The following is a 26,620-nucleotide window of genomic DNA, read 5'->3' on the forward strand; positions in this document are numbered from 1 at the left end:
TTTATCTTTTGAGCAACGGCTGCAAGTGGCGCTCGCTTCCGCCGCAGTACGGCGATTACCGCCTGGTATGGTACTACCTGAACAAGTGGGCCCGCTACGGACTGCTGGACCGGGCGCTATACCTGGTGGGCATTCAGCTGCGGCGCCGGCAAGGCAGAAGCGGCGAGCCTTCGATGCTGCTCATTGATGCCCAGTCGGTAAAAACCGTGGCCGGCACAGGCGACGAGGTGGGTTATGATGCGGGCAAAAAGGTAAAGGGAAGAAAGCGCCACCTGGCTGTGGACACCCAGGGCACCGTCATTGCCGCCGGCGTTACTTCCGCTTTTGTTCATGACAAGACCGGGGCGCGCGTGCTGCGCGATGATGTGGAGGACCGCCCTTCGGTGCGCACTATTGTCGCCGACGGCGGCTACGACGGACCACCGGCTTTTACCGCAGGAGGCAGGATCCGGTGGGTGCTCATTCAGCGCAGACACTCCAACCGCTTCTCCCCCCTTCCTGTCAGATGGGTGGTGGAAAGAACCTTCTCCTGGTTGATCAATTACCGAAGACTCGCCAAGGACTATGAAAAAACTATCGTTATGTCCCGCGCCATGCTCCTGATGAGCGCCATCCACATAACCCTCAAAAAACTAATGACTTAAATTTAGACAGCCTCTTAGCGGTTCCGAACACTTCTTCGACTTAAATAAACCTTCCGGTATGCGACTCCGCAACTTTCCGGAGTCCTTCCGGCTTGCCGGCATACACGAGGTTGCCGCCGGCATCGCCGGCCTCGGGGCCGAGGTCGATCACCCAGTCGGCGCAGCGGATGACGTCGGTGTTGTGTTCGATCACGAGGATGCTGTGGCCCTGCGCAATGAGCGCGTTGAAGGAAGCCAGCAGCTTTTTGATGTCGTGAAAGTGCAGACCCGTGGTGGGCTCGTCGAAGATGAACAGGATGTGCCCCGCTGCTCGGCCCTTGCCGAGGAAGGAAGCGAGCTTTACCCGTTGCGCTTCGCCACCCGACAGCGTGTCGGAGCTTTGTCCCAGCTTCACATAGCCGAGCCCCACATCGCTCAGCGGCTTCAGCGCGCCGGCGATGCTTTTCTCGTCTGCAAAGAATTCGATGGCTTCGTCCACGCTCAGCTCGAGCACTTCGAATACGTTCTTGCCTTTGTATTGCACATCGAGTACTTCCTCTTTAAACTTCTTGCCAGCACACACTTCGCAGGTAAGGTGCACGTCGGCGAGGAACTGCATTTCCACGATCTTCTCGCCCTCGCCCTTGCAGGCGTCGCAGCGGCCGCCGTCGACGTTGAAGGAGAAGTGCTTCGCGGCAAAACCGCGGATCTTGGAGAGGCCCTGCGATGCATAGAGGTCACGAATACCGTTCCAGGCCTGGATATAGGTGACCGGGTTGGAGCGCGACGATTTGCCGATCGGGTTCTGGTCCACAAGCTCCACGGCGGTGATGCTCTCGATATCGCCCGAAACACCTTTGTGCAGTCCCACCTTTTCACCCAGCTCGCCCTTCAGCTTTTGCAGCGCGGGGTAGAGAATATGTTTCACCAGCGTGGTCTTGCCCGAGCCGCTCACGCCGCTCACCACGGTGAGCACGCCGAGCGGAAATTCCACGGTCACGTTGCGAAGGTTGTGCTGCCGCGCGCCTTCCACCTTGACCGAATATTTCCATTTGCGCACCACCTTCGGCGCATCGATTGTAAGCACGCCGCTGAGGTACTGACCCGTGAGGCTGTTCGGGTTGGCGATGATCGCATCGTAGTCGCCTTCGGCCACTACTTCGCCACCGAGGTGCGACGCCAGCGGACCCATGTCGATGATGTGATCGGCCTCCCGCATCATCATCTCGTCGTGCTCCACAACAACAACGGTGTTGCCGAGGTCGCGCAGTTCTTTGAGCACGGAGATGAGGTTTTCGGTGTCGCGCGGGTGCAGGCCGATGGAAGGCTCGTCGAGGATGTAGAGCGAGTTGGTGAGGTTGGAGCCGAGCGAGCGCGTGAGCTGAATGCGCTGCGACTCGCCGCCCGACAGCGTATTGGCGAGGCGGTTGAGCGTAAGGTAGCCCAGGCCCACTTTCAGCAGCGTGTCCACACGGTGGGTGATCTCGATGGTGATGCGCTTGGCTACCGTCTTTTCAAACTCGCTCAGCTTCGGCAGCGCGTCGTCGAGCCAGGTCTTGAGATCGCGCACGGGCAGCTCGCTCAGCTCGCCGATATGCCGGCCCTGTATTTTTACGTACAGGGCTTCCTTGCGCAACCGGTAGCCTTCGCACTCGGGGCATTTGGTGCGGCCCCGGTAGCGGCTCAGGAGCACGCGGTACTGCACCTTGTATAAGTTCTGTTCTACTTCTTTAAAAAAATCGTCGATGCCTTCGGTAAAAGCATTGCCCTTCCACAGCAGCTCGTATTGCTCTTTCGTAAGATCGGCGATGGGCGCGTGCACCGGGAAGCCGTTGCGGCGGGCGGCGCGCACGAAGTTCTCGCGCCACTGCCCGAGCTTCTCACCTTTCCAGGGGGCCACGGCGCCTTCGTATACCGACAGCAATTTGTTGGGGATCACGAGGTCTTCGTCGATGCCCAGCACCGCGGCGAAGCCTTCGCATACGGGACAGGCCCCGAGCGGGTTGTTGAACGAAAACAGGTTGGGCTGCGGCTCTTCGAACTGCATGCCGTCGAGCTCGAAGCGGTTGTTGAAATTAAGCAGTCGCTTGCCGTCCACTTCGAGGTACACATCACCTTCGCCTTCATAAAAAGCGGTGCCGATGGAGTCGCCGAGGCGGTGCTCGTCGTCTTCGTCGAGGGGGCGGGCCACAAACCGGTCAATGAGCACGTATACGTTATCGGGGTAGCGGAAGGCGTTGCTGAATGCTTCGGCATCCTGCAGCAGGTCTTCGATATGGTACGTAGAACTACTGTCGATGGGGGCTTCCTGCTGGCTGCGCGAAAGGGCCGACACGTAGAGGCGTGTGAAGCCTTTTTGCAGGAGGATGTTGAGCTCCTCGCGCTCGTCGCGGTTGCGGTGGAGGCGAAAGGCCGTGAGCAGGAACAGCTTGCTGCCTTCGTGCTGCACGCGCATGGCTTCGAGCACGTCGCCGACATCGTCTTTGCGCACCTCGCGGCCCGACACGGGCGACAGCGTGCGGCCCACGCGGGCGAAAAGCAGGCGCAGGTAATCGTAGATCTCGGTCATCGAGCCCACGGTGGAGCGCGGCGTGCGGGTGATCACCTTCTGCTCGATGGCGATGGCAGGCGCCAGGCCGCGGATATAATCCACGTCGGGCTTGTCCATGCGGTTGAGAAACTGCCGCACGTAGGCCGAGAGGCTTTCGGCGTAGCGCCGCTGCCCTTCGGCATACAGCGTGTCGATGGTGAGCGAGGATTTGCCGGAGCCGGACACACCCGTTACTACGATGAGCTTGTTGCGGGGAAAGGCTACGTCCACGTTCTTGAGGTTGTGAACGCGGGCTCCTTTGATATAGATGCCGTCGGCGGCGGGTGCCGGCGCCGCGGGGGTTTTCGTTTTACGTGCGCTTGCCTGTTTCATAAGAGGTGCCGCAAAGGTATACCATTACCACTCGCTGCTAATCCTTTTAGCAAAAGGATGATTAACACTTTCTTTGCAAAAAGATCGCTTCCGGATGGAGCCCTGCCGTTGTTTGTATTAAAATTCACTTTATTTTAGTACCGGAATCATTAACACAAACCGTCGGCCTATCGCTCCAACTTCTACTCTGTAAACGTCCTTTTTCGATAACCTAGCCGTAGAAGTTATGTCGACGCTATCCAAACTGTCCGATCAGGATCTGATCAACCTGTTTATTTCCGGGAATGTAAACGCCCTCGAGACGCTGGTATTGCGTCACAAGGACAAGCTTTATACTTCCATTCACTTTCTGGTGAAAGACAAGTACCTCGCCGAGGACATCTTCCAGGATGTGTTCATCCGCATTATCGATACGGTGCGCAGCGGGCGCTATACCGACGAGGGCAAGTTCCTGCCCTGGGCCATGCGCATCGCCCACAACCTCTGCGTGGATCACTTCCGCAAAGTGAAGCGCACCCCCACCATCAAGACCGGCGACGACCAGGACATCTTCGAAGTGCTCAACTTCACCGAGCCTTCGGCCGAAGACACGATGATCCGGAGCCAGAGCCACCACCGCGTGCGCCTCATGCTCGACCGGTTGCCCGAAGACCAGCGCGAGGTGATCATCCTGCGGCATTATGCCGACATGAGCTTCAAGGAGATTGCCGCCATGACCGGCTGCAGTATTAACACGGCGCTGGGAAGAATGCGCTACGGCCTGATTAACTTGCGCAAGATGATGGCGCAGAAACAAATAGCACTCTGATCGTGCGGCGTGAGCCGTCAGGCGTGACGAAAGCCGCGCACCTGATTCACGGTTCACGCCTCACGCCTCACGATATTGCCATTCCCGGGCTCTGACCGTCCTCTTTCCCTTTGCTTGCCCGCGGAAAGTTGTTTGGGAATGGCGCCTAGTTGAAAAGCCCCTTGCGGGGCTTTTTTTAATGAATAATGTTTAATGTATAATGAGTAATGATTAAGGAGAGCCGGTGGGGAAATAGCAGTCGATGGTGGGGAAAACACCATGGTCGGCAGAAGCGTGCGTCTCAGCTTTGTGAAAAAAATGGAATCGCGTCGTTATGATCTGGAGGATCGTCTTATCCGCTTCGGAGTTTCAATCATTCGCCTGGCTGGAAAACTACCCAAGACCTATGCTGGGAATCACATCTCCGGCCAATTGACCCGGAGTGGCACCTCGCCGGCATTCCAATACGGTGAGGCTCAGGCTGCTGAAAGCAGGGCGGACTTTCTGCATAAGATGAAAGTCGGCTTGAAAGAACTGAAAGAAACATTTGTCAACCTGAAAATGATCCGGTTGCTTGAATGGCTTCCCGACGGTGACCTGCTGCCGGATCTGGAAGAAAACCGGCAATTGATCTCGATTTTTGTCAGCAGTATACAGACAGCGGAAAGAAATGGCCTACAGGGGAACCGCCCACTTAAACATTAGTCATTAAACATTAAATATTAAACATTCCCCCGCCGCTCATCCCGGGCCCACCGCGGATTGCCTTCACTTTGCTACATTCGTTCCCGTTCCTTATCACAAATACTGATTATGAAAAAACAATTCCTCCTGTGGTCGGCCGGGCTGCTGCTGTCGGTTTCGGCAGGGGCGCAGGCGCCCAAGGTGCAATTCGAGAAATACACCTTGCCCAACGGCCTCAAGGTGATCCTGCACCGCGACACCACCGCACCCGTGGTGGCCGTAACCGCCCTCTACCACGTGGGCTCCAAGAACGAAGACACGGCCCGCACCGGCTTCGCCCACTTCTTTGAGCACCTGCTCTTCGAAGGCTCCGATAACATCAAGCGCGGCGAGTTCGACAAGTACGTCACCAACGCCGGCGGCGCCCTCAACGCCAACACCTCGCAGGACCGCACCTTCTACTACGAGCTGCTGCCCTCCAACCAGGTGAAGCTGGGCCTCTGGCTCGAAAGCGAGCGCATGATGCACGCCAAGATCGAGCAGGTGGGCGTCAACACGCAGCGCGAAGTGGTGAAGGAAGAACGCCGCCAGCGCTACGAGAACCAGCCCTACGGAACCATCTTCCCCGAGATCCTGCGCCGCGCCTTCCGCGAGCATCCCTACCGCTGGGCGCCCATCGGCTCCATGGAGCACCTCAACAACGCCAAGCTCGAGGAGTTCATGGATTTCTACAAGACCTTCTACGTACCCAACAACTGCGTGCTGTCCATCGCCGGCGACTTCAACATCGCCGACGTGAAAAAGCAGATCGCCGACTACTTCGGTCCCATCCCGCGCGGCACGAAGCCCATCCCGCGCCCGACGATCCAGGAGAAGCCGCTCGGCGGCGAAGTGCGCGACGTGGTGCGCGACAACATCCAGCTGCCGGCCATCATCCAGGCTTACCGCGCCCCGGCGCAGGGCACGCCCGAATACTACGCCTTCAACATGCTCTCCACGCTGCTCTCCGGAGGCCCCTCGAGCCGCATGAACAAGGTGATGGTCGACGACCGCGAGCTCTCCGTAGCCACCGGCGCCCTGCCCTTCTTCAATGAAGACGCCGGCCTGTTCATTACCTACTCGATCAACAACATGGGCGTGAAGCCCGCCGCCGCCGAAAAGGTGATGGACTCGCTCATGAGCGTGGCCCGCAACACGCTGGTGTCGGACAAGGAATTCCAGAAGGTGAAGAACCAGATCACGACCGAGTTCGTTACTTCCAACGCCACCATGGCCGGTATCGCCGAAAGCCTCGCCAACTACGAAGTGTACTTCGGCGACGCCAACCTCATTAACACCGAGATCGAGAAATACAACAAGGTGACCCGCCAGGACCTCCTCAACGTAGCGAAGAAATACCTCGTTCCGGAAAACCGCGTGGTGCTGTATTACCTGCCGAAAGACAGCAAGGAAGAAATGCCGGGCAAGACGTTCTAGATCGTGAAGCGTGAGCCGTGAACCGTGAGCGTCTTGCTCACGCCTGACGCCTCACGCCTGACGCATCCTTCAGTTTCATTATTTGAAAAAAGCTTCTCTATTATGAAAAAGTCTCTTCTCTATATCCTCGGCTTCCTGCCCGTCGTTGCACTGGCGCAGGTAGACCGCTCCAAGGCCCCCGCGCCCGCACCGGCGCCGGCCATCAAGATCGCACAGCCGGCCACCTACACGCTGCCCAACGGCCTGCGTGTGTTCGTGGTCACCAACCGCAAGATCCCCCAGGTGAGCGCCACCCTCACGCTCGACATGGACGGCATCGTGGAAGGCGACAAAACCGGCGTTTCCTCCCTCGCCGGCGAGCTGATGCGCCGCGGCACCAAGACCATGAACAAGGCCCAGCTCGATGAAGCCATCGACTTCCTCGGAGCCACCGTGGGCACATCGGGCATGAGCGCTTCGGCTTCTTCGCTGAAGAACAACTTCCCGAAAGTGTTCGCCCTCCTGAGCGACATGATCCTGCGCCCCAGCTTCCCGGCCACCGAGCTGGAAAAAGCCCGCACCCAGTCGCTCTCGGCCCTGCAGCAGCAGAAAGACAACCCCTCGGCCATCGCCACCAACGTAGCCAACCGCCTCGCCTACGGCAAAGACCATCCCTACGGCGACATCGAAACCGAGGCTTCGCTCAAGAGCATCACGGTGCCCGACGTGCGCAACTACGTGAACACCTACTGGAAGCCCAACAACGCCTTCCTCGTGTTCGTGGGCGACATCAGCGCCGCCGAAGCAAAGACGCTTACCGACAAGTATTTCGGCGCCTGGAAGAGGGGCACCGTGCGGAAGCAGGAGTACGCCCTCCCCAAGGCGCCGGCCAAAACCTTCATCGCCCTCGTTGACCGCCCCGCCTCGGTGCAGAGCCAGATCGAATTCATCGCGCCCGTAGAACTACGGCCCGGCACCCCCGACGCCATCCCGGTATCGGTGATGAGCAACATCCTCGGCGGTGGCTTCTCCGGACGCCTCTTCGCCTCGCTGCGCGAGAAGTACGGCTTCACCTACGGTGCCTATTCCAACATTTCGCCCAACCGCCTCGTGGGCAGCTTCACCGCCACCGCCTCGGTGCGCAACGAGAAGACCGACAGCGCCCTCGGCGCCTTCGTATACGAGTTCAACCGCATCCGCGGCGAAGCCATCGGCGACACCGAAGTGACACGCATGAAGAACTACCTCTCGGGCTCCTTCGCCCGATCGCTCGAGAGCCCCGGCACCATCGCCCAGTTCGCCCTCAATATCGCGCGCAACAAGCTGCCCGCCGACTACTACCAGACCTACCTGCAGCGCCTCGCCGGCGTCAGCCCCGACGCCGTGACCTCCATGGCCAACAAATACGTGCAGCCGGGCAACCTGGTCGTAGTGATCGTGGGCAACGCGAAGCAGATCGCGCCGGGCCTGGAGAAATACGGTGAGGTGCGCTACTTCGACGTATACGGCAACCCCGTGGCCGCCCCCGCCGCCAGCCGCAAGGCCGACGCCTCCCTGACCGCACAGTCCGTGCTGCAAAAGGCCGCCGACGCCGTGGCCAAACCCGAAGCCATGAGTGCCCTGAAAGACGTTGTGATCAATGGGTCGCTCGGCGTGATGGGGCAAGCCCTCGATGTGAGCGAAAAGATCATTGTGCCCGGCACTTATTCGATGGACATTTCCGCCGGCGGCCAGCTGTTTCAGCGCCAGCAGGTGAAGAACGGCAAGTACGTAAACACCCGCCAGGGCCAGGAGCAGCCCGCGGAAGAATCGTTCAAAGAGAACCTCAACGCCAAGGCCGCCTTCTTCGAAGACGCCTACCTGCTGAAAACACCCGGCTATCAATTCACCCTCGGCGACATCGAGAAGGTGAACGGCAAAGACGCGGTAGCCGTGCAGGTGCAGGGCCCCTCGGGCAAAAGCAACACGCACTACTACGACCTCGCCAGCGGCCTCCGCGTGAAGAGCGTTACAGAGCGCGAAGCGCCCGGCGGCCAGAAGGCCCTCATCCAGACCTTCTACTCCGAATACAAAACGTTCAACGGCGTGCAGATCCCCACCCACGTGGTCATCGACCAGGGCCAGCTGAAGCTGGAGCTGGACCGCTCCGATATCAAGGTGAACACCGGCCTGAAGGAAAGCGATATGCAATAGTTAACCGGTTGATCAATTAATGCCATTAACGGGTTAATCAATTAATGTCATCAACCGGTTCATAGAAAAACCCCTCGTCAGAGGGGTTTTTCTATGCGTTTAACTCACTTTTTTCGGGTGCAGGCTTTTGGCCCAGTAATGCAAGATGGTCTGGAAGGTGTCGCACAGCTCCGCAAAGTTCTGGGCCTTGACGAAGAAGCCCTGCGCCGGCAGGTCGTAGGCATACTGGATCTGGCGTTCCGAAGCGCTCGTGGACCAGAAGATAAAGGGCACGCTCTTGTAGCGGAGGGTGGCGTGCTCGGTAATGCGCTTGCGCACCGCGAAGCCGTCGGCGCCCGGCAGGTTAACGTCGCTGATAATCAGGTAGGGCGATAGTTCGGAGTGCTCGAGAAAAGCCACCAGCTCGTCGCCCGTGCTGAAGTACTGGATCGGGCGCGTGATGCCCAACGACTCGGCCGCCTCGCGTATCAGGTCGAGGTCGTCCTGGTCGTCGTCGAGTATAATGATCGGGTTGCTTTCCGTGGCCGCGTTGCTTTCCATGACAGCAAGGTAGGCAGGTTGCCGCAGCTTTACCGGCACTTTTTTCACCCCTTCCGCCCGCCGGCTCAGCGTTCGTTTCTTTTTTCCAAAACCTTTCGTTAGATTGAGCTACGGAACGCCGTTCCCCATCCCCGCCAACCGGAAAGCACCCCAAAACCAACGCGTATGCCGTTACACACGGTTGCTTTCCCCACCGCTCCTTTCCGGAAACCCCTTCCGGCACGCCTGCATCCCCGCCCGCCCGACCCGGAAAATTTTCCGAACTACCCCCGGATACGCCCGCTATAGGAGGGAAATCTTTCCGAAGCAGCTCCGGCGCATCCAGACCTACCCCGGAAAACTTTCCGATGTACCTCCCGGCGCTCCCGACAGGGTCCGGAAAGATTTCCGAAACACCTCGGAATAGTCCGCACCTGGTTCGGAAATATTTCCGACGTACCTCCGGACGCTCCGGGTATGGGTGGGAAATATTTCCCGGGTTGCCCGGAAGTCTTCGCAGTATGTAATCACTTGTCAACCAATTAACTAATCGCCTAATCAACGTTCTATGCAAAGTGTAGAAAATACCTTCAAGCTCCTGTTCAACGACGAAAAGACCACCGACGAGCGCAAAGCCGCTTTTGCCCGCGATATGGTGGCCCGCCTGCTGCGCCCCCGCCGCGAGCCCTTCACCTCGCTGGCCCGTAAGATCGAAGGGCCCCTCGCCGTGCTGGAGGGGGAGATCGGCCAGGGCGACAGCTCGCTGCAGCGCCAGAAAAGCCATACGCGCAACGCCCATAGCTTCCTGGACCGCTTCCGCGACGGGCTGGCGGCCGACGAGCTCGCCATCGCCGGCGCCCTGGGCGGGTACGACAGCAACGGCTACCGGGAATTCTTTCCCGGCGGCGGCATCTCCGAGTACAAAGACGCCCCGCTGAGCGAAGTGCCCCGTCTCTTCCTGCGCCTGTCGGCCGCTGCGCAGGAGTACAGCGCGCAGCTGCCCGCCGCGCTGGTGCAGCGCTACAGCGCCTACCCCGACCAGTGGAAGGCCCTTTCGGAAACCAGCAGCCAGAGCCGTAAAGACCGCAAGGAAGACCAGAACGACGTCAGCGACGCCCGTCGTGCGGTAGACCTCGCTTGCCATGTGGCCGGCCACGGCGTGGCCATGGAATACCCCGGCGATGTGGAGCGCTGCAAGGAATTCGCCAACATCCACCTGCTGCTGCCGGCGCAGACCCATTCCCTGACCCCTTCCGGAAGGGAAGGGGAATAAAGAAGCCCCTATAAAAAGCCCCGGACGTTGCAGTCTGGGGCTTTATTATTCCCGGCTCCTTTGGAGAGAGCCTGTCCCGCCTCGGCGGGAGGCCAGGGGTGAGGCGGCCCCCCCAAAGTGTTTCCCCAACTACCTGAAAAGCCCCGACCCAGCGCGGGGCTTTTTCGTCGCCGGAATGGGCCACCACAACTGATTCCGGATTAGAAACTTCCTGATTGGCGGTATCTTGCCCGTCCTACTTCGAATAACCCTTTGAAAACCATGCAGGCATCCACTCTCGAGCGTACCGAAAACCTCATCAGGTCCGGCCTGGAGGTCCAGAAAAGCCCCTTTTTCTCGGAGCTTCTCGACCGGATCACGGACGGTTTTTTCGCCTTCGACCGCGACTGGCGTTTCGTGTTTGCCAACGAGCGCACCGAGCAGATCCTGAACATCCGCCGCGAGGACTATATCGGCCGCACGTTCCAGGAGTGTTTTCCGGGGATGGAAGACTCGCCCTTCGCCGTTGCCTACCGCGAGGCCTACCAAACGGGCCGCCCGGCCAAGGCCGAAGCCTGGTTTGAACCCTTCAGCGCCTGGATCTCCATCGACGTTTATCCCTCTGCTTCCGGCCTCTCCGTGCTTTTCCGCGATGTGACCGAGCAGCACCGCCACGACGAGCAGAGAGCCCTGTACGAGACCACGCTCCGCCAGCAGCACGACCTCCTCAGCGGGGTGCTCGAGCGCATGCACGAAGGCTTCTTCTTCCTCGATCGGGAGTTGACCGTTCGTTACTGGAACAAAACCATCGAGCAGATGACCGGTATTCCCGGCGACGAGGTCCTGTATAAATCGGTGTTCGCCTCTTTCGCGGAGGACGCCTGCACGATCTACCGCGGCTTCTACGCTCGGGCGCTGGCCGGCGAAACGGTCATCGAGGAATACCTCTGCCCCGTAACGCACCACTGGCTGCAGATCAAGGTGCATCCCTCCGACGAGGGTCTTACCGTATTCATCAAGGACATTCACGAAAAGCGCATCACGGAGGAAAAGCAGCGCAACTACGAGCGCAAGCTCCGCGAGCAGAGCGACATCATGGTGGGCGTACTGGAGCAGATGCAGGATGCTTTCGTGACCATCAGCCGCGAAGGCCGCATCGTGTACTGGAATGCGCAGGCCGAAGCCATCCTGCGCCGGAGCCGCCACGAGGTGCTGGGCCACAACCTCTTCGAGGTCTTCCCGCACATCCGCGACACCGAAGTATACGAGGTGTACCAGCAGCTGAAGAGCGACCCGACCCCCATACACCGGACCTTCTACGGCCCCAAAACGGGCCGCTGGTTTGAGCTCAACGCCTATACAACCCAGAAGGGCATTACCGTGTTCTTCCGCGACGTGACGCGGCAGCGCGCCGACGAGCGCACGCTCGACCAGCTGTCGCTCGTGGCCAAAAAGACCAACAACATCGTCGCCCTCTCCGACGCGCAGCAGCGCATCATCTGGGTGAACGAAGCCTTTACGCGCATCACCGGCTACACCGCCGCCGAAGCCATCGGCCGCCCCAACGGCGAGATCTTCGACGGCCCCGGCACCGACGCCGAGGTGATCCACTTTGTGCGGGCCTGCGTCGCCGACCGCAAGGCCTTCCGCGTGGAAGCACTCAACTACAAAAAGAACGGGGACGTATACTGGGCCGACATTTCCTGCCAGCCCGTGTTCGACGAGCACGGCGAGCTGCAGCACTTCTTTTCCATCGCCACCGACATCACCGAGCGCAAGCGCCTGCAGGAGCAGCTCGACGAAGAAATGCGCGAGCGCCAGCAAATGATCACGGCCGCCGCCATCAAGGCCCAGGAAAGCGAGCGCGCCCTCGTCAGCCAGGAGCTGCACGACAACGTGAACCAGGTGCTGACGACCGTAAAGCTTTATACCGAGCTCGTGCGCGACGGCATTGGCGACCAGCAGGAGCTGATGAACAAATCGGTGGACCTGCTGCAGCGCTCCATCACCGAGATCCGGAGCCTGTCGAAGCGGCTGTCGGCGCCCTCGCTGGGCAACATCCGCCTGCGCGATTCCGTGCACGAACTCACCAACGCCGTGGCGGCCACCAACCAGCTCCAGGTGTCGCTCGACACCGAAGCCCTCAACGACGCGGATGTAGAGCAGGACGTGCACCTCGCCGTGTACCGCATCCTGCAGGAGCAATTAACCAACGTGCTGAAGCACGCCGGCGCCACGGCGGTAGAAATACGGTTTACCCGCAAGGGCTGCCAGCTGGAAATGCAGGTGCAGGATAACGGCAAGGGCTTCGATCCGCGCCGCCGGAGCAACGGCATCGGCATCACCAACATGATGACGCGCGCCGAAAGCGTACACGGTTTTCTTCAACTCGACACCGCCCCGGGCCAGGGCTGCTCGCTGATGGTGCGCGTGCCCTGTACCGATCAGGCGGCGAGGTCCTGATACAGGAAATAAACAAATACGGTGGCGGCCAGCAGGAACAGGAGCAATGCCAGGCGGAGCAGTTGCGAGCGGTCGCTGCGGCGGTAGCGGTCGTGCATCGGCATCGTTTAATCTTTTAAAAAGTAATAGGCCAGGCCCACGATAAGGGAGCAAAGCAGGCCGATGATGAAGCAGCCCTGACCGTCGCTGAGTGTGAAACGTCGTTTTTCCATGGTCGTTTGATGCCACCAAGTTTACCTATTTTCCGCTAAGTGTAAACGGCTATGGGTGGAGTTGACCAAAAGGGCGGTAAAATCCCGGAAACAGGCGGTAAAAAAGAAAGCACCCCCGGAGGAATGCTTCTCAAACAAGTTGCCGGATGGCGGAAAAAAGGGAACAGTTGGTTTAGGTGCCGACCTCTGGGCCGACCTGCGGTGGTTTCCGAAGGTGCCGGCCGCAAGCAAGGAAGCCCTGCGTTGTGTCCACAAATTTACCATTACCTGCCGGCCTGGCCGCTACCGAAAATTCGGTATTTTGGGGACCAACCGGCGCAAAGCCGCTTCCGGCGCGGCCTGCACGCCACGGATTAGCTACCTTAGCCCGCACCCAACCCCTGCTTTTCCGCTCATGCGCCTGTTGTTGTTGCCCTTTTTACTGTTGTGCTCGCTGCTTGCCGCGGCGCAGACCGACTCGCTCTACCAGGTGCCGGGTGTGCCCTCGCGGGAAGTGTATGACCTCCTGCGCGACCACAACGGTTTTCTCTGGCTGGCCCATAACGCCGGCATCAGCCGCTACGACGGGCAGCGGATGGTGAGCTTCGGCAACCCGCGGCAAAACGGCCGCGCGATGACCGACCTCTGCGAAGACGGGCAGGGACGCATCTGGTGCCACAACTTCGAAGGACAGATCCTCTACATCGAGCACCACAAGCTGCAGGTGCTCGAAGCGTTCCGCTACAACGAAGAGTCGGCCTTCCCAAGGATCGGCCTCCTCGGCGACGAGCTTGTATCCAGCTCCAGCAAAGGTCTTTTTACCTGCAACACCCGGACGCTCGAATGCCACTATTACGAGCTGCCCTTCCCTACGGCTTCCATCGCTGTACTTTCCAACGGCGTGCTGGCCTGGATGCCCGGCATCAACCGCGGGTTCTGGTGGTACCAGAAAGGGAAAGGTATCCGGCACATCGCGTGTTCGCTCCGGTTGCCCAAGGCACAGGAAGCGGCCCTGCAGGCCGAATCGCTCAACGATACCGCCTACTTTGTCATCAACCCGCAGGGAACCTACTACAAGCTCCGCGTGAGCGGCGATTCGGTGCAGGTGTCGGGAGCACAGCACGCCGGCGGCTTCATCAACACCATCACCATCGACCGGGGTGAACTGTGGGTGCACACCAACACCACGAGTCGCAGCAGCAAGGGGCAGGTCATCAACAACCAGGCGCTGACCAACGCTTTATCCGACATCCAGGGACACCGCTTTTTCAGTAGCCTTCGTCGCGGACTGCTGGCCGCTACGCCCGCCGCCGCCGCGCTTCGGGTGCCCTCCTTCCTGGAAAAAGGCGACTACATCCGGACCCTCAGCGTGTCGGCCGCCGGAACCGAACTGTTCGGCACGCAGCAGGGTTATGTTTACCTGCGCGATCGGGGCCGCATCACCGGAAGGTTCCGCCTCGACCCGTCGTTCCGCGCGGTGCAAAAATTTTACCCGCTCAACGACAGCCTCTACCTCGTGACTACGGCCACCGGCCTGCACCGCCTCAACCTGCAACGGCACCAGATGTACGTGCTCGACACCTTTGTGCAGATACGCGACATTTCGATTAAGGGCAACCGGGCGGTGATCGCCACCAGCTACGGCGTACTGGAACTCACGCCCACCGAACTGGCCACGGCCCGGACGACCAGCTACGCGCACCCGTTCAACCAGGACTGGCGCCGCACGCGTACGGCCTGCCTCGGACCCGACGGCACGCTCTTCGCTTCCTTCAACAGCGGGCTCTTTTTCTGGCGGGGCCGCGACAGCGGCAACCTGACTTTCGAAGGCACCCGCCTGTATACAACTCGCGTGCGCAACTTTGCCGGCAAGGTGCTCATTGCCACTTTCAACAAAGGCCTGTTGCAATACGACAATGGCCGGTTGAAGACCGTGCTGAGCATGCCGGAGGGCATGGCCAACGCGGTGCCCGAGCTGAAGGTGTCGGGCAGCACCGCCTGGATCGTGTATGAAGACCAGGTGCAGGAGCTCGATCCGCAGCTACACGTGCGCGACGTGAACGGGCTGCCCTTCAGGGGTGCCGAGGTGCTCGACCTGCTGGAGCGGCCCGACTCGCTGGTGGTGGCCACGGAAAAAGGTCTTTACCTCCTGCCCCGCCACAGCGGCCCCGGCATCACCGCCACGCACAGCGTTATCGATAACATCCGCGTCAACGACAGCGCCGGCAACGTGGTCGGCCGCAGCAGCTTCCGCCACCAGGAGAACACCTTTTCCATCGATGTGGCCACACCCTGGTTTGCCGGCCACGACCGGCTCCGCTACCGCTACCGCTTGTGCAGCCGCGAGGACGGCAACTGCGCCTGGCTCATGTCGGATGAAGGACAACGTTCCTTCTCGTTCATCAACCTGCCGCCGGGCTCCTATACGTTTTCGGCCGAAGCGGTGAATACGATCGGCACGCCCCTGGCCCCCGAGGTGCGCTATTCGTTTACGATCAACCCGCCCTGGTGGGGCACCTGGTGGGCGCGCCTGCTGATGGTAGCACTCCTCACTACGCTCTTCTTCCTGCTGGGCCTTTACGGGCAGCGCCGCCGCGCCCGCCGCCAGCGCACGCGCTACGAAAAAATGCTGGCCGTGGAGCACGAGCGCCAGCGCATCTCCGCCGAGATCCACGACGACCTTGGTGCCACCCTCTCCGGCGTGCGCCTGCTGGCCGAGCTGGCCCGCGAAAAAGTGCCCCCCGGCCCCCTCCAGGTCGACCTCGAAAAGATCCACCAGTCCATCACTTCCCTCACGGAAAAAACACGCGAGGTGATCTGGACGTTGAACCCCGAGCAGGACTCCATGGAGTCGCTCCTGCTTTATATTCAGAAAGGTGCGCAGCATCTCTTCGAAGCCTCGCCGATCCAGCTGCAGGTGCAGCTGCCCGTGGAGGTGCCGCCTCTGCGCATCTCCGGCGACGTGCGCCGGCACGTACACCTGGCCGTGAAGGAAGCGCTGCACAACTGCCTGAAGCACTCGGGCGCCACCTGGTGCCGCCTGCAGCTGGAGTGCAACGAAGAGCGCCTCCACATGACCGTGCAGGACAACGGTACGGGGTTGCCCGAAGCCGGTGGCCGCACCGCCTTTTCGTCGGGCATGCGCAGCATGCAGCAACGCATGGCTTACGCCGGCGGAACGCTGCAGATCCACTCCGGCAAGGAGGGAACGGAAATCGATTTTATGATTCCTCTTCACCAAAACAACGGCTAACTTCCACGTCCTATGAAAGGAATTCTGTACCTGCTCCTCCTCCTGCTTACCTGCTGCGCTGAAGCGCAGGAGGATGCATGGACGCCGGTGCCCGGGCTTCCTTCCAACGAGGCCTACGACCTGCTGCGCGACCGCAAGGGTCACCTTTGGGTGGCGCACAATGCCGGCCTCAGCCGCTACGATGGGCGCAGCTTTGTGCACTACAGCAACCCGCTGCAAAATGGCCGCGCCGTGACCGACCTCTGCGAAGACCGGCAGGGACGCATCTGGTGCCACAACTTCGAAGGACAGATCTTTTATACCGACAGCAACAGCCTGCAACTGCTTGGGGGCTACGACTTCCGGCAGGAGCGCTATTTCCCCCGCATCGCCATCAGCGGCGACGAGCTCGTGGCTACCTCCGTGCGCGGCTTCTTTACCTGCCGCACGGCAGACATGCAGGTGCGCTTATACCCGATGACCGAAACCACCTCGCTGACAGCGCTGCCGGGAGGCGTACTCCTTTTGTCGCCGGGCTACGGCTTCTTCTGGTACCAGCCGGGGAAGCGGCTGCGCCAGCTCCAATCGAACCTTACCATCGTGGAGCGGCAGGACTATGTGCTGCAGCCTGAAGCCCGCGGCGACACTGCGCAGATGCTGGTGAACCCGGCGGGGCTCGTGTACCGACTGCTGGTGCGCAACGACAGCCTGGTCGTGCTGAACAGGCAGCAGATGCCCAGCTACGTCAACGCGCTGACCACCGATGGCGACGACTGGTGGATCCATACCAACACGCAAAGCATCAGCGGCAAAGGACGCCGCATCGGGGGGCGCCATCTGTCCAACATCGTCAGCGACGTGCAGGGACACAGCTTCGCCTCGAGTGTGAAATACGGGCTGCTGGCCCGCTACCACTCGCAAGCGGTACGGTTGTCGCTGCCCTTCCTCGCCGCCGGCGACTATGTAAAGTCAATGCGCCGGTTGCGGCTCGGGACCTATCTCCTCGGCACCCAGCAGGGTGCCTTGTATTGGGTGGAAAACGGGGCGCTGCGGGCGCAATTCCGCATCAACCCCGCCAATGGGCCTATCGAGCATATCTGGAAGCTTTCCGACAGCCTCTACCTGCTGGCGGGCAACCTCGGCTGCTTCCGCCTCGACCTGCAGCAGCGCCGCGTAACGACAGTCGATTTCAACATGGTGGTGAAAGACGTAGCCACGGCGGGGGAGCGCGTGGTGATCGCCACGACCACGGGGGTGCTGCCCACCGATGTGGGCTTTCTGCGGGAGACCGAAAGCCTGCGCAGGTTGGTGCCCACCGGCACCAACCTGCGCCGCTGCCGCTCGGTGTGCATTGGCCCCGACGGGTTGCTCTACGTGTCGTTTAACAAGGGCTCCTTTGCCTGGGGCGCGCACGACAGCACCAAGCTAACGTTCCAGGGTGGGCCGCTGTATGCCACGCGGATCCGCAACTTCGGCACCGAACTGCTGATCGCCACCTTCACCCGCGGCCTCTTTGTAAAGCGCCCCGGCGGCGCCCTCGAGCCGTTGCCCGTAACGGCCAGCCCGCAGGCCAATACGGCGCCCGACATCAAGATCGCCGGCAACACGGCCTGGGTCCTTTACGACGACGTCATCCAGCAGCTGGGCCACGACCTGCACGCCCGCGAGCTGAGCGACCTGCCCTTCCGCGGGTCGGAGGTGCTCGACCTCCTCGACGACGACGGCAGCCTGCTGGCCGCCACTACCCAGGGCCTCTTCCGCCTGCCCCCATCCGGCAGCGCCGGGCCCGTTACCCATACCAGCATCGACTACCTGCGCGTCAACGACAGCATCAACGCCAGCGGGCAGCACCAGTTCAGCCACCGGCAAAACAATGTCAGCATCAGCCTGTCCACGCCCTGGTTCACCTCCAGCGACCACCTGCGCTACCGCTACCGACTTTGCCCGGAAAGCAACTGCAGCTGGCTGCTGTCGCCGGAAGGTCAGAGTTCTTTTACTTTCATCAACCTCTCGCCCGGCACGTATACATTTACCGCCATCGCCGTCAACGGCAACGGCACGCCCCTGGCTCCCGAGGTGCGTTATTCGTTTACGATCAACCCGCCCTGGTGGGGCACCTGGTGGGCGCGCCTGCTGATGGTAGCACTCCTCACTACGCTCTTCTTCCTGCTGGGCCTTTACGGGCAGCGCCGCCGCGCCCGCCGCCAGCGCACGCGCTACGAAAAAATGCTGGCCGTGGAGCACGAGCGCCAGCGCATCTCCGCCGAGATCCACGACGACCTTGGTGCCACCCTCTCCGGCGTGCGCCTGCTGGCCGAGCTGGCCCGCGAAAAAGTGCCCCCCGGCCCCCTCCAGGTCGACCTCGAAAAAATCCACCAGTCCATCACTTCCCTCACGGAAAAAACACGCGAGGTGATCTGGACGTTGAACCCCGAGCAGGACTCCATGGAGTCGCTCCTGCTCTATATTCAGAAAGGTGCGCAGCATCTCTTCGAAGCCTCGCCGATCCAGCTGCAGGTGCAGCTGCCCGTGGAGGTGCCGCCGCTGCGCATCTCCGGCGACGTGCGCCGGCATGTGCACCTGGCCGTCAAGGAAGCGCTGCACAACTGCCTGAAGCACTCGGGCGCCACCTGGTGCCGCCTGCAGCTGGAGTGCAACGAAGAGCGCCTCCACATGACCGTGCAGGACAACGGTACGGGGTTGCCCGAAGCCGGTGGCCGCACCGCCTTTTCGTCGGGCATGCGCAGCATGCAGCAACGCATGGCTTACGCCGGCGGAACGCTGCAGATCCACTCCGGCAAAGAGGGAACGCAAATTGATTTTATCATCCCGATAACCCGCATTGCATGAAACCAGTAGTATCGCTTGTAGAAGACAGCAAAACCTTCCAGGAGGCGCTGGCCCGTGTGGTGTCCGAGAGCGACAAGTTCCGGCTCGGCACCATTTACGGCTCGGCCGAAGACGCCGCGGCATTGCTCGATGAAGCACCCGACATCGTTATTGTAGATATACAACTCCCCGGGCAGAGCGGCATCGACCTCATTCGCAGCATCCGCCGGCAGCACGGCCAGATGCGTTTCCTCGTGTGCAGCATCCACGACGACGACGACAAGATCATGCAGGCCCTCGAAAGCGGCGCGGAAGGATATATACTGAAAGACAGCTCCGCCTCGCAGATCCGCGCGGCGTTGGAAGAAATGCTGCAGGGTGGTGCCCCGATGTCGCCCTACATTGCGCGGCGCGTCATCTCTTTCTTCCGCAAGCCCGCCGACCTCCCGCCCGCCGCGGTGCTCACCATCCGCGAGCAGGAAGTGCTCAACCTGCTGGCCGCGGGCCTTCAGTACAAGCAGATCGCCGACCGTCTCTTCCTGAGCGTGGAAACGGTAAAGACCCACCTGCGCAACATCTATGCAAAGCTCCACGTGCAAAACAAAATGGAAGCCGTGAACAAGTGGCGGAAGGGAGATGCGGGGATGTGAGGACGTGAATCGTCAATCGTGAATAAGCAAAAGCCCCGGACGGAAAGGTCCGGGGCTTTTGTATGCCCGGGTGGGCTGTTATAGGATGGGTTCTACAATTTCACAAACGGCAGCGTCGTTTGCACACCGCTTTCCTCGTCCCCGACCACGAGGTGATAGGTGCCGGGGTGCAGCAGGCCGACAAACACAGAGGCCGACGCCCCCTTCAGTTGCAAGCCTTTGAGCAGCGTTGTACCGTTGGCATTCCGTACTTCTACGGTGAGGCGTTTGGCACTGCCGTTGTACCCCACGCGCAACACATCGCCAGACACCGGGTTGGGACTGAGCGTGAGGGCGGTACGCAGCGTCTGGGCGCCGCCTCCTGTGTTTCCGCTTTGCGTTATCGTGCCGCAAGGGTTGACCGTAATACGGAAGGCGATAAGCTTACCGGGACAAGTGCTGCTACCATTGCCCAGCGGCGTTACCTTGATATAGGCGTAGCGTGGGCCGGGGCCGGGGTTGACCGTTGTAAACGACGGCAGGCTCGTGCCCGTGCCCGCAGCGGCGAGGCCGATCGAGGCGTTGTCGTTGGTCCAGCTGAACGAGGTGGCCGTGCCGGCAAAAGGAATTGCCGGCGTGGGTATACCGCTACAGAAAACCTGGTTGCCGATGGGATTCACCGTTGCTTGGGGGTTGATGGTTAATACGGTGGATGCCGATGCACTGCAACCGCCCGTTGCGCTCACCGTATAAAATACATGGTAGGTTCCAGGCACCGATGCACCCAGGTTGATGGATCCATCCACGGCGTTCAACGCAAGTCCTGCCGGCGATGCCGTATAGACTCCGCCCGCGGACCCGCTCCGGCGAACATACGCCCAGGCGTACTGGCAATAGGTGCTCTGCGGGTAAGAGATGCTACCGGCCGAAGGCGAAACCGTGTAGGTATAAGTGATCGTCCCGCCAGCGCAACCGTTGGCGAAAGGCGTTACGGAGATCGTTGCCTGAGCCGCGGCACCCGTGTTATTCTGCGCAGTAAATGCCCCGATGCTGTTGGAGCCGCCTGCGCCGGCTCCGATGGCCGGGTTGCTGTTGGTCCAGGTGTATAAAGTGCCCGCAACGGGTCCTGTGAAGGTCTGGTCACCAACCTGGGTACCGGCGCACAGCGCAGCATCGGCAGGAGCATTGCTCACCGAAGGTTGCGGCTGCACCGTGATACGAAAGGACTGCTGTTTGAAACTGCAGCCGCTTCCACCCGATCCATAAACGGCAATGACGGCGTAGGCGGCTGTGGCGCTTTGATTTTGTGTTACGAACGGCGGCAGGTCGCCGAGGCCGGATGTGGCAAGACCAATTCCGGGGTTGCTGTTTGTCCAACTGTAGGTAAAGCCCGGTACGACGGCGAAAGGCGGCGGCGTAGTGAGCATGCCGGAGCAATACACCTGGTTCGGCGCCGACAATAATGCGCTGCCCGGACGAATGGCCACTTGGGTATTACCGGCCGCACCGCAGCCGCTGCTCGTTCCGTACGTTACCGTATAAATACCGCTAGCGGAGGCCGCCAGGTCGATGGCGCCACTGACCGGATCGATGGAAAGGCCAGCGGGAATAGCCGAGAAGCTACCACCATTGGTACCGCTCAGAAATACAGGAGCCGTGCCAGTTGCCAAGCAGTACGGACTTCCCGGGTAAGCGATGGTGGCGGCGAACGCCTGGATGATCGTGACCTGCGTACTACTGCTGAAGCTGCTGCAGCCGTTGGCGGCCGCAACCGAATAAGTGATGGTATACACACCCGGCTGCGAAAGATTCGTGTTGATCGCGCCGGAACCGCTGTTGATGGCCAAACCGGAAGGGGCAGCGCTGAACGTGCCGCCGGCCGTACCCACGCGGGTTGCACCTTGCTCGCCCGAGTTCTGGCAAAAGGAATTTGCGCTATAACTGATACTTGCCGAGGCTGCGCTGCTGATGACCACCGCGGCCTGCGTGCTGAACGACGGGCAATTTCCCCCGGCAGCAACGGCATACGTGACTGTGTAGCTACCGGGCGTGGAGGCGATCGTATTGATACTTCCGCTCACCGCATCGATCGAAAGTCCCGAAGTGGATTGGAAGCTGCCGCCCATAGTGCCGGTCAGCGTGGCGTCCACTGTTCCCGTGCTCACGCAGTAGGGACTGCCTGGGTAGCTGATGCTGGCGTCGGCCGCAGCGGAGATCGTGACGCTGGCGGTCCTGCTGTACGCACTGCAGCCCCCCGATGCGGCGATACTGTAGGTAACCGTATAAGTACCCGGCGTGGAACTGGAAGGAGAAAAGTCTCCCGAAATTGCATTAATGGAAAGGCCAGCGGGTGTTGCACTGAAAACACCGCCTTGAGTTCCCGAAAGCGAAACGGAGCCGCTGCCTGTCGAAACGCAGAAGGGCGACGTGGGATAAGTGATAGTGGCCGATGGAGCGGCATTAACGGTCAACGACGTGTTGGTGGACACGGCTGCAAAGCATCCGTTTGCTGCCATCGTATAAGTCAGCTGATAGGTGCCGGGTACGGAGCTCGCAGGCACAACCTGGCCCGTATTGGCATCGAGGCTCAGCCCGGCCGGGGAAGCGCTGAACATGCCCCCCGCCTGCCCGCTCAACGCCGGCAACGCCGCATCGTCACTGGCGCAGTAAGCCGCTTTGGCGTAAACGATCGTCCCGGCATCGGGCCGGCCCGTTACCTGCAGAGCACTGCTGCCTTCTCCCACCGACAACGGGCCGGAACTCACGACGCGTACTTTGTAGCCATTGCCTGAAGCAGCGGTAACGGGAATAGTACCATTGATCGTTCCTGCAGCGGTGCCCGGCAGGCTTCCGATTTCCGTGGGATTGCTGAAGCTACCCGTGGGATCACTAAGCTGCAGTGTAAATACGTTGCCGGCAGTGAAGCTTTGATTCACGGTAAAAGGGACCGCAATGGCGGCACCGGCGCAATAGCTGGCAGGGCTGATGCTGCCCGGCGTAGCCAAATATTCCTGCAGCCGGGCCACGCGGTTTCGACCCGTACCGTTGTAAGAAGTAAAGTTGCCCCCGATGATCGCCTTGCCGTCGGCTTGCAGGGCCACCGCGAAAATACCCTGCGCGCCGCTACCCGGATCGAAGCTCGCGTCGAGGCTGCCGTCGGCAAGCACCCGCGCGATGCCGTTGCGTGCTACATTGTCCACCAAGGTAAAGGTTCCGGCGATGATCGCACGACCGTTGGGCTGCACGGCGATGCTGCTGACGGTGGCACCCGTAAAACCACCTTGGTAAAAGCTTCCGTCCGCATTAAGGACGGCCAGGCCGGTACAGGGATTATTCGTGCCGTTATAAAAGGTAAAATCACCGCCGATATAGACCCTCCCGGAGCTTTGCAAACCGATGGCGGATACGGTACACGACCCGCTGGTACCGGAAAAATATATAGGAACACCGGCCGTAAAGGTGGCATCAAGCGTGCCGTCCGCATTGAGTCGTTTGATATAGGCTGTCTTGGTGGTATTGGATGTGGACCCGGTAGTGCCCCCAACGAGAATTTTACCGTCCGGCTGCAGCGCCAGCGCGCGCACTTGTCCCGTAATCACACCCGTGGCATTGAAACTAAGGTCTACCGATCCCGTACTGGTCAACCGCGCGATATAGGCCCGGCTTTGTCCCGCAAACGTGGTAAAGGTTCCGCCGATGATGACCTTTCCGTCGGGCTGCAGCAGCATTCGGTACGTTACCGAAGCTACGTTGCCGCTGCCCGAACTGAATGTGTTATCGATCGTTCCATCCGTATTAATACGGGCTACCGAGTTGGCGGTGCTGCCGTTGTATTGCTGAATGCTGCCGCAGATCAGCACTTTGCCATCCGGCTGCTGCAGGAACTGCGTAATGGCTCCAACCGTTCCGGTGCCTGATGCGAAAGCGCTCTCAATCGTGCCATCGCTTTTCAAACAGGCAATGCCCGTTGCCGGTATGCCATTGTAGCTTGTCAGGCTACCGCCAACCAGGTATTTACCACTTGCCAGTGCTACAACCGATTGCACGAGGTCATCGGCGCCGGAGGGTGTGTTAAAGGTCATATCCACTGCTGCGGTCGATGTGAGGCGTGTCAGGAAGCCGCGCTTTCTTCCGCCGAAGGTGCTGAACGATCCACCGGCGATGATCGATGTTCCCTGGAGTGCCACGGTATTAACGTCTCCGCCTGTTCCCGTTGGAGGTACATAGGTTGCATCGAGGGCTCCATCCGTGTTGAGGCGTGCGATGAATTGCCGGGTAGTGGTGTTGTGGTTCAGGAAGGCTCCGCCGATAATGAGCTTGCCATCCGCCTGCTGCACCACCGAATAGATCTGCCGGTCCACCCCGGTTGCCTGTGTGAAGGTCGCGTCGAGCGAGCCGTCGCTGTTGACGCGTGCGATCCGGATGCGCGTGCTCCCGTTGTAGGTGCTGAAGTTGCCCGCCACCCATATCTTTCCATCGCTGCGCACCAGGAGGTGATTTACAAAAAGACCCGGACCGGTACCGCTGTTCAGCGTTCCGTCGAAGGCTCCGGCCGCAGTAAGGCGGCAGAAGTAGCTTTTGCTGTTGCCATTGAAGTTCGTAAACGATCCACCCAGCAGGATCTTTCCATCGGCCTGTTGCGCCATGGTCTTAATGACGCTGTTCGCACCCGTGCCCGAACCGAACGTTGCGTCCGCCGCACCGTCTGCGGTGAGCCGTTTGATGTAGCCGGTAGCAGTGCCATTCCAGGCAGTAAAATCGCCGGCAACAACGATCTTGCCATCCGACTGAACAAGAATGGCTTTCACTGAATTGTTGGCACCGACGCCCGCATCGAAAGCGACATCCAGGGTACCATCTGCATTCAGTCGGATGATCGAATTGCGTGCAGTCCCATTATAGGAGGTGATGGTGCCTGCTACGAGGTATTTGCCGGTGCTCAGCTGGGTGATGCAATACACCGTGCCTATAAGCCCGCTGCCGCCGCTATTGAACGTTTCGTCGCGCGTACCATCGCTGTTGAGGCGCAACAGCCGCATCGCCGCTTGCCCATTGTACGTACTGAATTGCCCGCCGACCAGCACCTTGTTGTCGCTTTGCACATAGGTGCTGTATACGATCTGGTTGAACATATCGCCCGCACCGTTACCGGCGTCGGTCGGGTTGAAGGTCAGGTCCGGTCGCCCGGCTTGGGCAAGGACGGACTGCATACCAATAACGAGCAGGGCGAACAGGAGATTGAAGGAACGCATAAGCAGTTTTTAAGCAGTGAACCCGCCCGGAATGGCGGGCAACATCTGGAAAGCAAAGACGGAGCGACAGCCTGGAATGCGAAAAACGCTGTCGCAGGGGGCCGTGTCAGTAAAATTCAACAAAAAATTCGTTTGCCGCAATACCTGCCAACAGGTAATTTTCGGATGGAGACCCGTATTTTTACGGATAGCGCTCGCGCACGTTTCCTGCTTTCACACAGCCGGCAACCAAACCAATCCGACTACTACCCATGGTACAGCCTTTTCCCATTTCCGTTCAAGAAAAGATCGACGCGGCCATCGAAGCCGCGCGGCCAACGCTGGAGCTCCTGCCCGGTGTGTCGATCGTCAACGACATCCGCGACGGGTCGGTGCACTTCATGTCGCAACGCGGACTGCAGTTGCTGGGCACCTCGCTCGCCGAGCTCCGCGAGATGGGCGCCGCCTACCACGAGCGCTTCTTCAACGCCGAGCAGGCGGCGGAATACGTGCCGCTGGTGCTCGACCTGGTGGCCCGCAACGACCCTGCCGAAACCCTCACCTTCTTTCAGCAGGTCCGCTTCGCCGGCGAGCCGGGCTGGCAGTGGCACCTCAGCTCCCTGCGCATTTTCGTGCAGGACGAATCGGGTACGCCGGTGGCGCTGCTCGCTTTCGCCCAGCACCTCAACCCCGAGCGCCACTTTACCCGCAAGGTCGACCGGTTGCTCAAGGAGCTCGACTTCATTCACCTGCACGCACAGACCTTCGAAACGCTCGGCGACCGCGAACGCGAAGTGCTCAAGCTGATGGCCGAAGGTTGCTCTACCGCCGAAGTCGCGGAAAAACTGAATATCTCGGTGCTCACCGCCGAAACCCACCGCAAGAACGTACGCCGCAAGCTGAAGGCCCAGCACAGTAACGACCTGCTCCGCTATGCCAGCGCCTTCGATCTCATCTAGAACGTGAGGCGTGAGGCGTGAGACGTGAGCGGAAAATCATCGCTACCTCTTTTGCATAAAAAGGAAAGCCCCCGGCCTTGCAGCCGGGGGCTTTCCTTTTTCGTCCAGGGAAGGAGCCGGCAATGGGGTTAGCGCATCAGCACCACCTGCCCATTCCTGCGGATGATATTTCCGCTGCTGTCGCGGCCTTCGGCCACCCAGATGTAGGTATCGGCACGCAGGGGCTGACCCTTGTAGCGACCGTCCCAGCCCTGGTTGATGGCCGTAGTGGCAAACACCTCGCGGCCCAGCTGGTCATACACGCGGAAGTAGCGGAAGGTGGTCAGGCCCACGGTGATCGGCTTCAGCAGATCGTTCACGCCGTCGCCGTCGGGCGAGAAGGCCGTGGGAACGAAGATGTCGTCGCCTTTCTGAACGCGCACCAGCAGGGTATCCACCGTGACGCAACCCGAAGCGAAGGATACCTGGATGCGGTATTCCTGCTGCTGGCTGAGGGTGGCCACCGGGTACCAGATGAAGGGGTTGCTGAGGCCCGTGGCGGGCGTCCAGCTATACCGGCCATTGGGCAGGTTGCGGGCATGGAGCTCCGTGGCGCGGCCGCTGACCACGTCCTGCGTGGCCAGGCGCTGACCCGGCAGCGGTGCTTCGAT

The 26,620-nt window shown here is 60.4% G+C and carries 15 protein-coding genes; 11 read left to right on the forward strand and 4 right to left on the reverse strand.

All coding sequences use genetic code 11. The annotated features are described in order from the left end of the window. Positions 1 to 644: IS5 family transposase (locus E0486_RS18455; protein ID WP_131853817.1), on the forward strand; the 644-nt coding region annotated here is incomplete at its 5' end. A 40-nt stretch (positions 645 to 684) separates the two neighbouring features. Here the strand turns inward: E0486_RS18455 and uvrA are convergent. After that, a complete protein-coding gene (gene uvrA, locus E0486_RS18460) occupies positions 685 to 3,546 on the reverse strand; it encodes an excinuclease ABC subunit UvrA (RefSeq protein ID WP_131854523.1) in 2,862 nt (953 codons plus the stop codon). 226 nt (positions 3,547 to 3,772) lie between these two features. Between uvrA and E0486_RS18465 the strand changes: the two genes are divergently transcribed. The 4 genes from E0486_RS18465 (at position 3,773) to E0486_RS18480 (ending at position 8,665) form a co-directional block, all read left to right on the forward strand. After that, a complete protein-coding gene (locus E0486_RS18465) occupies positions 3,773 to 4,354 on the forward strand; it encodes an RNA polymerase sigma factor (RefSeq protein ID WP_131854525.1) in 582 nt (193 codons plus the stop codon). A 258-nt stretch (positions 4,355 to 4,612) separates the two neighbouring features. Beyond that, positions 4,613 to 5,038 (forward strand): four helix bundle protein, encoded by a 426-nt coding sequence (locus E0486_RS18470; RefSeq protein ID WP_207906297.1) that lies wholly within the window; start codon positions 4,613 to 4,615, stop codon positions 5,036 to 5,038. A 108-nt stretch (positions 5,039 to 5,146) separates the two neighbouring features. Beyond that, a complete protein-coding gene (locus tag E0486_RS18475) occupies positions 5,147 to 6,493 on the forward strand; it encodes a M16 family metallopeptidase (RefSeq protein WP_131854527.1) in 1,347 nt (448 codons plus the stop codon). Between the two features lie 102 nt (positions 6,494 to 6,595). Beyond that, a complete protein-coding gene (locus E0486_RS18480) occupies positions 6,596 to 8,665 on the forward strand; it encodes a M16 family metallopeptidase (protein ID WP_131854529.1) in 2,070 nt (689 codons plus the stop codon). 99 nt (positions 8,666 to 8,764) lie between these two features. Here the strand turns inward: E0486_RS18480 and E0486_RS18485 are convergent, their stop codons facing one another. Continuing rightward, on the reverse strand, positions 8,765 to 9,205 hold the full coding sequence (locus tag E0486_RS18485; RefSeq protein WP_131854531.1) for a response regulator: 441 nt from the start codon (positions 9,203 to 9,205) through the stop codon (positions 8,765 to 8,767). Between the two features lie 547 nt (positions 9,206 to 9,752). On the opposite strand from E0486_RS18485, the gene E0486_RS18490 reads away from it, so the two are divergent. From E0486_RS18490 to E0486_RS18510, 5 genes are all read left to right on the forward strand, one after another. Further along, positions 9,753 to 10,457 (forward strand): hypothetical protein, encoded by a 705-nt coding sequence (locus E0486_RS18490; RefSeq protein ID WP_131854533.1) that lies wholly within the window; start codon positions 9,753 to 9,755, stop codon positions 10,455 to 10,457. A gap of 261 nt (positions 10,458 to 10,718) precedes the next feature. Next, the gene (locus E0486_RS18495) at positions 10,719 to 12,899 is read left to right on the forward strand and encodes a sensor histidine kinase (protein WP_131854535.1); all 2,181 of its coding nucleotides are present in this window, start codon (positions 10,719 to 10,721) and stop codon (positions 12,897 to 12,899) included. A 606-nt stretch (positions 12,900 to 13,505) separates the two neighbouring features. Then, entirely contained in the window at positions 13,506 to 16,343 is a 2,838-nt protein-coding gene (locus E0486_RS18500) for a sensor histidine kinase (RefSeq protein WP_131854537.1), read from the forward strand. A gap of 12 nt (positions 16,344 to 16,355) precedes the next feature. Further along, positions 16,356 to 19,172 carry a sensor histidine kinase gene (locus E0486_RS18505; protein ID WP_131854539.1) on the forward strand — a complete coding sequence of 939 codons (2,817 nt, stop codon included), beginning with the start codon at positions 16,356 to 16,358 and terminating at the stop codon, positions 19,170 to 19,172. Then, positions 19,169 to 19,801 (forward strand): response regulator transcription factor, encoded by a 633-nt coding sequence (locus E0486_RS18510; protein WP_131854541.1) that lies wholly within the window; start codon positions 19,169 to 19,171, stop codon positions 19,799 to 19,801. Before E0486_RS18505 ends, E0486_RS18510 begins: the two co-directional genes overlap by 4 nt. A gap of 92 nt (positions 19,802 to 19,893) precedes the next feature. On the opposite strand, the gene E0486_RS18515 is transcribed toward E0486_RS18510, so the two are convergent. Continuing rightward, positions 19,894 to 25,032, reverse strand: coding sequence for a delta-60 repeat domain-containing protein (locus E0486_RS18515; RefSeq protein WP_131854543.1), 5,139 nt, complete (start codon positions 25,030 to 25,032; stop codon positions 19,894 to 19,896). Between the two features lie 251 nt (positions 25,033 to 25,283). Here E0486_RS18515 and E0486_RS18520 point away from each other — a divergent pair, with 251 nt between their 5' ends. Further along, positions 25,284 to 25,970, forward strand: coding sequence for a helix-turn-helix transcriptional regulator (locus E0486_RS18520; protein ID WP_131854545.1), 687 nt, complete (start codon positions 25,284 to 25,286; stop codon positions 25,968 to 25,970). Between the two features lie 128 nt (positions 25,971 to 26,098). Here E0486_RS18520 and E0486_RS18525 read toward each other — a convergent pair. Then, a partial coding sequence (locus E0486_RS18525; protein WP_165917418.1) for a T9SS type B sorting domain-containing protein occupies positions 26,099 to 26,620 on the reverse strand: 522 nt, incomplete at its 5' end.

Source organism: Flaviaesturariibacter aridisoli (assembly GCF_004343705.1).
Classification (GTDB): domain Bacteria; phylum Bacteroidota; class Bacteroidia; order Chitinophagales; family Chitinophagaceae; genus Flavisolibacter; species Flavisolibacter aridisoli.

Coding starts and splice junctions, on each gene's coding strand:
- uvrA (WP_131854523.1), bottom strand. CDS start 3,546: ATGAAACAGGCAAGCGCACGTAAAACGAAAACCCCCGCGGCGCCGGCA.
- E0486_RS18465 (WP_131854525.1), top strand. CDS start 3,773: ATGTCGACGCTATCCAAACTGTCCGATCAGGATCTGATCAACCTGTTT.
- E0486_RS18470 (WP_207906297.1), top strand. CDS start 4,613: ATGGTCGGCAGAAGCGTGCGTCTCAGCTTTGTGAAAAAAATGGAATCG.
- E0486_RS18475 (WP_131854527.1), top strand. CDS start 5,147: ATGAAAAAACAATTCCTCCTGTGGTCGGCCGGGCTGCTGCTGTCGGTT.
- E0486_RS18480 (WP_131854529.1), top strand. CDS start 6,596: ATGAAAAAGTCTCTTCTCTATATCCTCGGCTTCCTGCCCGTCGTTGCA.
- E0486_RS18485 (WP_131854531.1), bottom strand. CDS start 9,205: ATGGAAAGCAACGCGGCCACGGAAAGCAACCCGATCATTATACTCGAC.
- E0486_RS18490 (WP_131854533.1), top strand. CDS start 9,753: ATGCAAAGTGTAGAAAATACCTTCAAGCTCCTGTTCAACGACGAAAAG.
- E0486_RS18495 (WP_131854535.1), top strand. CDS start 10,719: ATGCAGGCATCCACTCTCGAGCGTACCGAAAACCTCATCAGGTCCGGC.
- E0486_RS18500 (WP_131854537.1), top strand. CDS start 13,506: ATGCGCCTGTTGTTGTTGCCCTTTTTACTGTTGTGCTCGCTGCTTGCC.
- E0486_RS18505 (WP_131854539.1), top strand. CDS start 16,356: ATGAAAGGAATTCTGTACCTGCTCCTCCTCCTGCTTACCTGCTGCGCT.
- E0486_RS18510 (WP_131854541.1), top strand. CDS start 19,169: ATGAAACCAGTAGTATCGCTTGTAGAAGACAGCAAAACCTTCCAGGAG.
- E0486_RS18515 (WP_131854543.1), bottom strand. CDS start 25,032: ATGCGTTCCTTCAATCTCCTGTTCGCCCTGCTCGTTATTGGTATGCAG.
- E0486_RS18520 (WP_131854545.1), top strand. CDS start 25,284: ATGGTACAGCCTTTTCCCATTTCCGTTCAAGAAAAGATCGACGCGGCC.